This is a genomic window from Streptococcus sp. 1643 (genome assembly GCF_006228325.1).
GTDB lineage: Bacteria > Bacillota > Bacilli > Lactobacillales > Streptococcaceae > Streptococcus.
This window is the reverse complement of record NZ_CP040231.1, coordinates 1,523,447-1,535,270: the sequence shown is the minus strand read 5'-3', so window position 1 is coordinate 1,535,270 and position 11,824 is coordinate 1,523,447. Positions and strand designations below refer to the sequence as shown.

The following is an 11,824-nucleotide window of genomic DNA, read 5'->3' as shown; positions in this document are numbered from 1 at the left end:
ATGAATACAAAAATACTAGAAACCTTAGAATTTAATAAAATCAAAACCTTGTTTGAACCGCATCTCTTGACAGAACAAGGACTAGAGGAGCTAAAAGGCTTGGCTCCAACTGCCAAGGTGGATAAGATCAAGCAAGCCTTTACAGAGATGGAGGAAATGCAAGCCCTATTTGTGGAGCAACCCCACTTTACCATCCTAGCGACACGTGAGATTTCAGCTGTCTGCAAGCGTCTGGAGATGGGGGCGGACCTCAATATTGAGGAGTTCCTGCTCCTCAAACGAGTCTTGCTTGCTAGCAGAGAGTTGCAAGGTTTTTATACCAATCTCGAAAACGTACGCTTGGAGCAGTTGGCGAGATGGTTTGAAAAACTGCATGATTTTCCACACTTGCAAGGGGGTCTTCAAGCCCTAAATGATGCAGGATTTATCGAAAATTTCGCCAGTGAAGAGCTAGCACGCATCCGTCGAAAAATCCATGATAGCGAGAGTCAAGTTCGAGATGTCTTGCAAGACTTGCTCAAGCAAAAAGCGCAGATGTTGACGGAAGGCATTATCGCTAGCAGAAATGGTCGTCAAGTCTTACCAGTCAAGAACACCTATCGCAATAAGATTGCAGGTGTTGTCCATGACATCTCTGCTAGTGGGAATACGGTTTATATCGAGCCACGTGAGGTGGTCAAGCTGAGCGAAGAAATCGCTAGTCTGCGAGCAGACGAACGCTATGAGATGATTCGTATCCTGCAGGAGCTCTCAGAACGGATCCGCCCTCATGCTGCTGAGATTGCTAATGACGCTTGGATTATCGGCCATTTAGACTTGATTCGTGCCAAGGTGCGTTTCATCCAAGAAAGACAAGCAGTTGTTCCTCAACTTTCAGAGAACCAAGAGATTCAACTCCTTCATGTTCGCCATCCTTTGGTCAAAAATGCTGTCGCGAACGATGTACACTTTGGTAAGGAATTAACAGCCATTGTCATTACAGGTCCCAATACTGGTGGGAAGACCATCATGCTCAAAACCCTGGGCTTGACTCAACTCATGGCCCAATCTGGTTTGCCCATTTTAGCTGATAAAGGAAGTCGTGTCGGTATTTTCGAGGAAATCTTCGCAGATATTGGAGATGAGCAGTCTATTGAGCAGAGCTTGTCTACCTTCTCCAGCCACATGACCAATATCGTAGATATTCTTGGCAAGGTCAACCAGCACTCGCTCTTGTTACTAGATGAGCTTGGGGCAGGTACCGATCCGCAGGAAGGAGCAGCCCTTGCTATGGCTATTCTGGAGGATCTTCGTCTGCGTCAGGTCAAGACCATGGCGACGACCCACTATCCAGAGCTCAAGGCCTACGGTATCGAAACAGCCTTTGTGCAAAATGCCAGTATGGAGTTTGATACAGCCAGCCTGCGTCCGACCTATCGCTTTATGCAGGGAGTTCCTGGTCGTAGCAATGCCTTTGAAATTGCCAAACGTCTGGGCTTGTCAGATGTCATCGTAGGAGATGCCAGCCAGCAGGTCAATCAAGATAATGATGTCAACCGTATCATTGAGCAATTAGAAGAGCAAACGCTTGAAAGTCGCAAACGCTTGGACAATATCCGTGAGGTGGAGCAAGAAAACCTCAAGATGAACCGAGCACTCAAAAAACTTTACAACGAACTCAATCGCGAGAAGGAAACTGAGCTCAACAAGGCGCGTGAACAAGCTGCTGAAATTGTGGAACTCGCTCTAAATGAGAGTGACCAGATTCTCAAGAATCTTCACAGTAAGTCTCAACTCAAACCCCACGAAATCATTGAGGCCAAGGCTGAGCTGAAAAAACTGGCTCCTGAAAAAGTCGACTTGTCTAAAAACAAGGTCCTTCAAAAGGCCAAGAAAAAACGAGCTCCGAAGGTGGGGGATGATATTGTGGTCCTCAGTTATGGACAACGTGGAACCTTGACCAATCAACTTAAGGACGGCCGTTGGGAAGCCCAAGTTGGTTTGATCAAGATGACCTTGGAAGAGAAAGAATTTGACCTTGTTCAGGCCCAGCAAGAAGCCCCAGTCAAGAAAAAACAAGTCAATGTCGTGAAACGTGCATCTGGTCGTGGCCCACAAGCCAGACTGGATCTTCGTGGCAAACGGTACGAAGAGGCCATGAATGAGCTGGACGCCTTTATCGACCAAGCCCTGCTCAATAACATGGCGCAAGTCGACATCATCCACGGTATCGGTACGGGAGTCATCCGTGAGGGCGTCACCAAATACCTGCAAAGAAACAAGCATGTCAAGAGTTTCGGCTATGCTCCACAAAATGCTGGAGGCAGTGGCGCCACCATTGTAACCTTTAAAGGATAGAGAGAAGAAGGATTCACTCTTTCTGAAAAAAGAAGTGAAAAGTCAAAAAATTTCATAGAATATATTGACAAGGGCTAACTTTTCTTGTAGAATAATAAAAAATAAAATACCAACACCGAATGAAGTTTAATAGAAGTGGAGAAAGGTTTGTTTTCCATGACTGTAAATGGACGGAACTCTGGAGAGACCGTAAAGGCACCGAAGGGGCAAGGCAGGTAACTGCTCAAACTCTCAGGTAAAAGGACAGAGCTAGGATAGACCGCTTTTTGGCATTTATCTAAGCATTCCAGAGTACATGTATCTTGCATGTACTCTTTCTTTTGGGGTTGAAAGATAGGAGAAGGACATGTTAGAATTGCTTAAAGCGCTTGATGCTTTTGCTTGGGGGCCTCCCCTCTTGATCTTATTGGTCGGAACGGGTATCTATTTGACCATCCGACTGGGCCTTTTGCAGGTTACTCGTCTCCCTAAGGCCTTTCAGTTGATCTTTACCAAGGACAAGGGGCACGGCGATGTGTCGAGCTTTGCTGCTCTCTGTACGGCTCTAGCAGCCACAGTTGGTACGGGAAATATCATCGGGGTAGCGACAGCCATTAAGGTTGGAGGATCAGGGGCCCTCTTTTGGATGTGGATGGCGGCCTTCTTTGGGATGGCGACCAAATATGCCGAAGGATTGCTGGCCATCAAATACCGTACTAAGGATGCAAATGGAGCTGTAGCTGGAGGACCCATGCATTACATCCTTTTGGGGATGGGAGAAAAGTGGCGTCCACTTGCTATCTTCTTTGCCCTAGCGGGTGTATTGGTAGCCCTTCTAGGGATTGGTACCTTTACCCAAGTCAATTCAATTACAGAATCTATCCAAAATACAGCTCAAATTAATCCAGCTATCACAGCTCTCGTTTTATCTGTTTTTGTAGGGATTGCCGTCTTTGGTGGCCTCAAATCCATATCAAAAGTTTCGACAGCAGTGGTTCCTTTTATGGCTATTGTCTATATTTTAGGAACTCTTACAGTTATTCTCTTTAATATCGAGAAAATCCCAGCCACACTTGTACTGATCTTTACTTCAGCCTTTAGTCCAGCGGCTGCGGTAGGTGGTTTTGCAGGTGCCAGTATTCGGATGGCTATCCAGAATGGTGTGGCGCGAGGAGTCTTTTCTAATGAATCTGGTCTTGGTTCTGCTCCGATTGCGGCGGCTGCAGCTAAGACTAATGAGCCTGTCGAGCAAGGCTTGATTTCCATGACAGGAACCTTTATTGATACTTTGATTATCTGTACTCTGACAGGTCTGACAATCTTGGTAACTGGTGTTTGGAGTGGTGATTTGAATGGAGTTGCCTTGACCCAGTCAGCCTTTTCAACAGTTTTTTCACACTTTGGACCTGCTCTTTTGACCATCTTCCTTGTGCTCTTTGCCTTTACGACGATCCTCGGATGGAACTATTACGGAGAGCGCTGTTTTGAGTTTCTCTTTGGTGTTCGTTTTATCTGGCTCTATCGTGTAGTCTTTGTAGTCATGGTCTTGTTGGGAGGATTTATCGAGTTGGATATGGTTTGGATTATCGCAGATATCGTCAACGCCTTGATGGCTCTGCCAAACTTGATTGCCCTCTTGGTCTTGTCGCCAGTCGTCATTGCTGAGACTAAAAAGTATTTTAAACACTAACCCAATCACACTTTTAGTGTGATTTTTTCATTTCATAGACATTTCCTATCAAGGCGATTGAAAATATATATTATCCAAGGGGGAAATTCTATGATAGACTAAATGACAATAAAATGAAAAGAGGTTTCTTATGACAACATTTACCATCCACACAGTAGAATCAGCACCAGCAGAAGTGAAAGAAGTTCTTGAAACAGTACAAAAAGATAACAATGGCTATATTCCCAACCTAATCGGTCTCTTGGCTAACGCTCCTACCGCGCTTGAAGCCTACCGAACTGTCGGAGCCATCAACCGTCGCAATAGCTTAACACCAGTAGAGCGTGAAGTAGTGCAAATCACGGCAGCCGTAACCAATGGTTGCGCTTTCTGCGTGGCTGGACATACTGCCTTTTCAATCAAACAAATCCAGATGAATGATGATCTTCTCCAAGCCCTTCGCAACCGCACTCCGATTGAAACAGATCCAAAACTAGATACTCTAGCTAAGTTTACCTTGGCGGTCATCAATACCAAAGGGCGTGTAGGAGATGAAGCCCTTAGCGAATTTTTAGAAGCAGGCTACACGCAACAAAATGCCTTGGACGTGGTTCTCGGTGTTAGTCTTGCTAGCCTTTGCAACTATGCGAACAACCTAGCCAATACGCCTATTAATCCAGAATTGCAACCTTATGCCTAGTTCGAATCAGAAAGAAAAAATGAAGGCTGAGCAATCCAGTCTTCATTTTTCTATGCTATTTTAAGCGCTTTTATGCTATACTAATAATAACATGATTATTGGAGGCTAGGATGAAAAAGCTCCCCTTAGTATTCTCTGGCTGTTTATTAGGTTTAGCAGGTGCAGGAAATCTGATTGCAGATACTTTGCCTGTTCTGTCGCATTTATTGAGTCTGACTGGTCTAGTGTTGTGGATTTTCTTTCTTGTTGTTCATCTTTTTAATTGGGAAGAAACCAAGAAAGAATTGACCAGGCCCCCTCTTTTATCTGGGATGGCCACTTTTCCTATGGCTGGGATGATTTTATCGACCTATGTCTTTCGCGTATTCCCTGCTCTTCCTATAGTAGCACAAGGGATCTGGTGGTTTTCATTTCTCTTGGATTTGGCGTTGATTGCTACTTTTACCATCAAATTTGCCTGTCCAGGTCGGAGGGTTAATGCGACTCCTAGCTGGACGGTACTCTATGTAGGGATAGCAGTAGCAGCCTTGACCTATCCTCTGGTAGGCATTATTGAGATTGCCTATGCGACCTTGAGTTTTGGTTTTGTCTTGACCTTCTATCTCTATCCGCTTATTTATAGCGATTTAAAGAAACATCCACTCCCAATGGCCTTGCTTGGACAGGAAGGAATCTACTGTGCTCCCTTTTCTCTACTCTTAGCTTCCATAGTTCGAGTTGGAGGAGCAGGTCTACCGACTTGGCTCTTGATTGTCATGATTTTGGCATCTCAATCCTTCTTTTTCTTTGTTTTAACTCGCTTGCCTAATATTTTAAAACAAGGATTTCAACCAGCCTTCTCAGCCCTAACCTTCCCAACCATTATCACAGCTACTTCGCTCAAGATGGCTCAGGGAATTTTGAAACTTCCATTTCTGGATTATCTGGTATTGGCTGAAACCGTTATTTGTCTCACTATTTTATTCTTTGTCTTGGGTGCTTATCTGATTTGGTTACGAAAAAAGGTCTAGCTAGAAATAGCTAGGCCTTATTTTTATGGTTTGATAACTTCAGCTCCACCCATATATGGACGAAGAGCTTCTGGAATGGTTACAGAACCATCTGCATTTTGATAGTTCTCAAGAATAGCAGCAACCGTACGTCCAACTGCAAGTCCAGAACCGTTCAAGGTGTGAAGGAGTTTCACCTTGCCATCGGCTTCATCACGGTAACGGATTTGGGCACGACGAGCTTGGAAATCTTCTGTATTTGAACAACTTGAGATTTCACGATAGGTATTTTGGGCGGGAATCCAAACTTCCAAGTCATAAGTCTTGGCAGCTGAGAAGCCCATATCTCCAGTAGAGAGCGCAACGACACGGTATGGAAGGTTGAGTTTTTGAAGAATATTTTCAGCGTTTGCTGTCATTTTTTCCAATTCTTCGTATGATTCTTCTGGTTTGGCAAATTTGACCATTTCAACCTTGTGGAATTGGTGCAGACGAATCAAACCACGTGTATCACGACCAGCAGAACCAGCCTCAGAACGGAATGATGGACTCATAGCGGTAAAGTAGATTGGTAGGTCTTTACCGTCAAGGATTTCATCACGGTAGTAGTTTGTCAGAGGCACTTCAGCCGTAGGAATAAGGACATAATTAGTGTCTTTCAATTCAAAAGTATCTTCCTTGAATTTTGGATATTGACCAGTACCAAACATAGAATCATGGTTAACCATGTATGGTGTGATGACTTCAGTATAGCCCTCTTTTCCATGCTCGTCCAACATAAAGTTGTAGATAGCACGTTCCAAACGAGCCCCAAGTCCTTTATAGAAGAGGAAGCGAGCACCAGTAACTTTTGCTCCACGTTCCCAGTCAAGGATACCCAAGTCTTCACCAAGATCCCAGTGAGCTTTTGGTTCAAAGTCAAACTCGCGCGGAGTTCCCCAACGGCGAACTTCCACATTATCGTCCTCATCAGCTCCAACAGGAACGCTGTCAGCTGGGATGTTTGGAAGAGTCGTGGTAAATTCTGTCAACTTAGCATCGATTTCCCCCAATTCAGCATCCAAGGCTTTGACTTCAGCAGATAGGGTTTGCATAGCAGCAATCTTGTCATCGGCATTTTCCTTGTTGCGCTTGGCTTGGGCAATCTCAGCAGAAACTGTGTTACGTTCTGCTTTTAGAGTTTCAACCTTGACCAAGATGTCACGACGTTTAGCATCTATTTCTTTCATCTCATTTAAGATAGCAGCATCTACACCACGTGTAGCTAATTTTTCAGCGACAGCATCAAAGTCTGTACGAATACGTTTAATATCTAACATAAGAACTCCTTTATGAAAAAAGCACACCTGACAAAGCGTTGGAGTGGCAGGGCCACGGTTCCATCCAACTTCACAGGTGTGCACTTGATTGTATATGTAATTGTGAACAACGGTAGAATTTCACCTATCCCTCCTATCTGCTCGCAGCACCCGCAGACTTTCTGAAAGAAGAGGATAACCTACTTATCCGTTGCTATGATTATACTAAAGTTTCTACTTTTTTGCAAATAGATTTTTGAATTTTTGACCAATGGTCTGGAGTAGAGTCGGAAGTTTCACGACCTTGTCGTTTCCTAATTTTTCCCGAGCGATTTTGAGGATAGCACCAGAGTCTTTGGAAGCAAAGAGGAATTTTCCTTGATCAGTAAAGACTTCAAAGTGGCGGCTGATCTTGCGACCACTTACGTTGGCTCCGATTTGCTGAATGCTGGACCAGGGGATTTGGATATATTGTTCGACATTGACATCAGGATAAAACTCTAAGGCTTGATCCCCGACTAGAAATTTTCCAACTTTTCCAGAGATAGAGAGGTAAGATGTCCCAGTGGTTTGGAGGTCAATGACTTGATTGAGTGATTGGGCCATGATTAGTCTTCCTTACTTTCACCGAAAAAGGCATGATAGAGAGCCTTGATGGCTGCTTTTTCTTGCTCTTTATTGACAACAAACATTATGGAAACTTCACTTGAACCTTGGGACATCATCTGGATGTTGATTTTATTCTCAGACAAAGCACGTGTTGCAGTAGCAGTTACCCCGATATGGCTCTTCATCTTTTCTCCGACAATCATAATGATTGAGAGGTCATGTTCGATTTCAGCATGGTCCACTTCAGCTTTTTGAACGAGTTGACGTAGAATTTCTTCTTCTTTGATAGGAGTTAATTCACGGGAGCGGAGGATGATTGAAAGATCGTCGATACCTGTAGGCATGTGTTCCCAACCGATGTTGAGGTCCTCAAGGATTTGCAGAACCTTGCGACCAAACCCGATTTCGCGGTTCATGAGGTATTTAGACATGTTGATGCTGACGAATCCTGAGTCACCCGCAATTCCTACTACTGGGAATTTATCACTACTGTGTTCTAAAACAATGCGTGTTCCTGGGTGGTCTGGGTTGTTGGTATTCTTGATGACAAGAGGAATTTTTCCGCGGTAGGCAGGTAGAAGGGCTTCGTCATGAAGGACTGAAAATCCAGCGTAAGCCAACTCACGCATTTCACGGTAGGTTAATTCAGGAATAGAGTGTGGTTGGTGGATAATACCAGGATGGGCAGCAAAGATACCATCTACGTCTGTAAAGTTCTCATAGAGATCAGCCTTAACACCTGCTGCAATGATAGAACCTGTGATATCTGAACCACCACGTGAAAAAGTACAGATTTGATTTTCCTTAGTCACACCAAAGAAACCAGGGATGACAAGGACTTCGTTGCTATCAGCCAAGCCTTCAATCTTGTCATAACTAGATGGAATGATACGTGCGTTTCCAGGTTCACTTGTGACAACAATTCCAGCTTCTCTTGGGTGAACATAGCGTGCATCGATACCGTTTTGGTTAAAGTAGGCTGCAATCAATTTGGCATTGTTATTTTCTCCAGCCGCTAGGAAGGTATCATAGAGAAATTCATTGTCCTCTATAGGAAGAGTTGCCAAGGCCCGAATACTTTTAGAGATTTTTTCTAAAACAGCAGGTTTTAACCCTAGTTCACTAACCATAGCGGCATAACGGTCAATGATCCAGCTTTGGCTAGCACTGATGTCATTTCCAGCCACATAGTCGCGATAGTATTTAATCAAGGCATCAGTTACCTTAGTATCTTCAGCATTGCGTTTGCCGGGTGCAGAAACAACTACAAAACGGCGTTCTTTATCACTTTTAACAATATTTAAGACTTTTTCTAACTGACCAGCAGAGGCAAGCGAGCTTCCGCCAAATTTTACAACCTTCATAAGGACTCCTCAAGTAAGTATTTTATACGATTATAGCAGAAAGAGGGGCATTTTTCAATGAAGAAAATAACTTCCTATTATAATAGAAGAAAACACTAACTTATTCTGAAAAGCGATAACAGTTTAAAAGTAAGAGTGTCAAATTTTACTCACACTCATAAATGATGGGAAAATAATCAGCTGAGACACTTTCCTTTAGTTTTTCCTTGCCTCTTTATCCAAAAAAAGGTATACTTTGATGATAAAACAATTTCATTGCCTTATAAAAGAAAAGGAGAAGCTATGAATCATATCTTATATCAGATCGTAGATGATCTGGCTATCATTACTTTGAATCGTCCCGAAGTGGCAAATGGTTTTCATATCCCAATGTGTGAGGAAATTTTAGAAGCTTTGACTCTAGCGGAGCAGGATCAAGCTGTGCAGTTCATCTTGATTAATGCGAATGGAAAGGTCTTTTCAGTTGGAGGAGACTTGGTTGAGATGAAACGCGCAGTAGACGAAGATGATATCCCTTCTTTGAATAAGATTGCAGAATTAGTCAATACAATTTCTTTTAAAATCAAGCAAATTCCTAAACCTGTTTTGATGGAGGTAGATGGAGCGGTTGCTGGTGCTGCAGCAAATATGGCAGTAGCAGTCGATTTCTGTCTAGCGACTGACAAGGCAAAATTTATCCAAGCCTTTGTCGGAGTTGGATTGGCGCCAGACGCTGGTGGGATTCATCTCTTGAGTCGTAGCATCGGGGTAACACGGGCTGCACAACTTGCTATGACAGGTGAAGCCTTAACTGCTGAAAAAGCGCTAGAATGGGGCGTGGTATACCGTGTTTGTGAAGTTGACAAATTAGAAAAAACAAGAGAACAAGTTCTGAAAAAATTAAGAAGAGGTTCAGCAAACTCATACGCAGCGATTAAAAAGCTAGTTTGGGAAAGTCAATTTAAGGATTGGCAGAATTATGCTGAATTAGAATTGGAATTACAAGAATCGTTATCTTTAACTGAAGACTTTAAAGAAGGGGTTCGAGCACATTCTGAAAGAAGAAGACCAAAATTTACAGGAATGTAAAAAAATACTTGCACAATTTTTTGAAGTTTGATATACTTCTTTTATCAAATGCTTTGATTGTGAAAGTTTTTTAGAGGGAGGGAAACGATTTGGACTACCAACAAGTAAATGATTATCTAACATCTATTTTTAATAACGTCCTTGTGATCGAGGAGGTTAGCTTACGAGGTAGTCGATTCAAAGACATCTCCATCAAAGAAATGCACACGATTGATGTGATTGGGAAGTTCCCGGAGGCAACGCCAAGTAAGGTTTCAAAAGAACTGATGGTAACTCTTGGGACAGTGACGACGAGTTTGAATAACCTGGAAAGAAAAGGTTATATTGAGCGTATTCGTTCTGATCAGGATAGACGTGTAGTGTATCTGCATTTGACAAAGAAAGGTCGGTTAGTCCATCGTCTTCATAGACGTTTTCACAAGGCAATGGTCGAAAAAATCATCGATGGCATGAGTCCTGAGGAAATAGAAGTTATGGGTAGAGGATTAATCAATCTTTATCAATTTTTGGAGGATTTGAAATAATGGCTTTTGCAAAAATAAGCCAGGTTGCTCATTATGTTCCAGAGCAAGTGGTCACTAATCATGACTTAGCCCAAATCATGGACACAAGCGATGAGTGGATTTCAAGTCGGACAGGAATTAAACAGAGACATATCTCAAAAACAGAGTCTACAAGTGATTTGGCGACAGAAGTAGCTAAGAGCTTGTTGGCTAAAGGGAACTTAACAGCGGATCAGATTGATTTTATCATTGTAGCGACGATTACTCCAGACTCGATGATGCCTTCCACGGCAGCTCGAGTTCAGGCAAATATCGGAGCGCATAGAGCTTTCGCCTTTGATCTGACAGCAGCTTGTAGTGGCTTTGTATTCGCTCTCTCAACTGCAGAAAAGTTTTTAAGTTCTGGACAGTTCAAAAAAGGGATTGTTATCGGGGCTGAAACCTTATCCAAGGCAGTTGATTGGTCAGATCGTTCGACAGCTGTTCTCTTTGGGGATGGTGCTGGAGGGGTTCTCTTGGAAGCGAGCGAAACACGTCACTTCCTTGTGGAAAGTCTCTATACAGATGGCTCTCGGAGCGAGTGTTTGACCTATGGTCAAACGGCTTTGGCTTCTCCTTTCTCAGATCAAGAAGCAGTTCCTGCTTTTTTGAAAATGGATGGACGAGCAGTTTTTGATTTTGCAAATCGTGATGTTGCTAGATCGATCAAAGAAACCATTGAAAATGGTCCAATCGCAGCATCGGAATTGGATTATCTCCTGCTTCATCAGGCAAATATCCGCATTTTGGATAAGATGGCAAAGAAAATCGGCGTAGACCGAGACAAACTTCCTGCCAATATGATGGAGTATGGAAATACCAGTGCAGCAAGTATCCCGATTTTGCTCTCAGAGTGTGTGGAGAATGGTATGATTCGTTTAGATGGTAGCCAGACGATTCTCCTATCAGGCTTCGGTGGAGGTTTGACATGGGGCACACTCATTCTTACAATCTAGGTAATCATGTGGTTAACACATAGTTATAAATTTTTTATATTTTAAAGGAGTCCTATCATGGCAGTATTTGAAAAAGTACAAGAAATTATCGTTGAAGAACTTGGGAAAGACGCATCAGAAGTAACACTTGAATCAACTTTTGATGATTTGGATGCAGATTCATTGGACTTGTTCCAAGTAATCTCTGAAATCGAAGATGCTTTCGATATCCAAATCGAAGCAGAAGATAATTTGAAAACAGTTGGTGACTTGGTTGCCTACGTTGAAGAGCAAACAAAATAATTAACATATTACTAGAAGGAGTTGGGGAAAC

The 11,824-nt window shown here is 43.0% G+C and carries 11 protein-coding genes and 1 riboswitch; of the genes, 8 read left to right on the top strand and 3 right to left on the bottom strand.

Features of this window, described 5'->3' with window-relative positions; all coding sequences use genetic code 11:
- From FD735_RS08045 to FD735_RS08030, 4 genes are all read left to right on the top strand, one after another.
- Positions 1–2,337: an endonuclease MutS2 gene (locus tag FD735_RS08045; protein WP_139658917.1), complete on the top strand. Its 2,337-nt coding sequence runs from the start codon at positions 1–3 to the stop codon at positions 2,335–2,337.
- Positions 2,338–2,505: 168 nt separating this feature from the next.
- Positions 2,506–2,594: riboswitch (glycine riboswitch) on the top strand.
- An 89-nt stretch (positions 2,595–2,683) separates the two neighbouring features.
- Complete coding sequence (locus FD735_RS08040; protein ID WP_139658916.1) at positions 2,684–4,006, top strand: sodium:alanine symporter family protein; 1,323 nt, start codon at positions 2,684–2,686, stop codon at positions 4,004–4,006.
- Positions 4,007–4,136: 130 nt separating this feature from the next.
- Positions 4,137–4,685 (top strand): carboxymuconolactone decarboxylase family protein, encoded by a 549-nt coding sequence (locus tag FD735_RS08035; RefSeq protein ID WP_025171447.1) that lies wholly within the window; start codon positions 4,137–4,139, stop codon positions 4,683–4,685.
- Positions 4,686–4,795: 110 nt separating this feature from the next.
- Positions 4,796–5,695, top strand: a complete 900-nt coding sequence (locus FD735_RS08030) for a TDT family transporter (protein WP_045617636.1) — start codon at positions 4,796–4,798, stop codon at positions 5,693–5,695.
- 23 nt (positions 5,696–5,718) lie between these two features.
- Here FD735_RS08030 and serS read toward each other — a convergent pair whose 3' ends face one another.
- The 3 genes from serS to FD735_RS08015 form a co-directional block, all read right to left on the bottom strand.
- Complete coding sequence (gene serS, locus FD735_RS08025; RefSeq protein ID WP_070696630.1) at positions 5,719–6,993, bottom strand: serine--tRNA ligase; 1,275 nt, start codon at positions 6,991–6,993, stop codon at positions 5,719–5,721.
- Between the two features lie 213 nt (positions 6,994–7,206).
- Positions 7,207–7,578, bottom strand: a complete 372-nt coding sequence (locus FD735_RS08020; protein WP_125840350.1) for a DUF956 family protein — start codon at positions 7,576–7,578, stop codon at positions 7,207–7,209.
- 2 nt (positions 7,579–7,580) lie between these two features.
- Positions 7,581–8,945 carry an aspartate kinase gene (locus FD735_RS08015; RefSeq protein WP_084922091.1) on the bottom strand — a complete coding sequence of 455 codons (1,365 nt, stop codon included), beginning with the start codon at positions 8,943–8,945 and terminating at the stop codon, positions 7,581–7,583.
- Positions 8,946–9,227: 282 nt separating this feature from the next.
- On the opposite strand from FD735_RS08015, the gene FD735_RS08010 reads away from it, so the two are divergent.
- The 4 genes from FD735_RS08010 (at position 9,228) to FD735_RS07995 (ending at position 11,793) form a co-directional block, all read left to right on the top strand.
- The gene (locus tag FD735_RS08010; RefSeq protein WP_084944338.1) at positions 9,228–10,013 is read left to right on the top strand and encodes an enoyl-CoA hydratase; all 786 of its coding nucleotides are present in this window, start codon (positions 9,228–9,230) and stop codon (positions 10,011–10,013) included.
- Positions 10,014–10,102: 89 nt separating this feature from the next.
- Positions 10,103–10,537, top strand: coding sequence for a MarR family winged helix-turn-helix transcriptional regulator (locus FD735_RS08005; RefSeq protein ID WP_033630318.1), 435 nt, complete (start codon positions 10,103–10,105; stop codon positions 10,535–10,537).
- Positions 10,537–11,511, top strand: a complete 975-nt coding sequence (locus FD735_RS08000) for a beta-ketoacyl-ACP synthase III (RefSeq protein WP_139658915.1) — start codon at positions 10,537–10,539, stop codon at positions 11,509–11,511. The genes FD735_RS08005 and FD735_RS08000 overlap by 1 nt, the downstream gene beginning before the upstream one ends.
- Positions 11,512–11,568: 57 nt before the next feature.
- On the top strand, positions 11,569–11,793 hold the full coding sequence (locus FD735_RS07995) for an acyl carrier protein (RefSeq protein ID WP_000257840.1): 225 nt from the start codon (positions 11,569–11,571) through the stop codon (positions 11,791–11,793).
- The last annotated feature ends 31 nt before the right edge of the window (positions 11,794–11,824 follow it).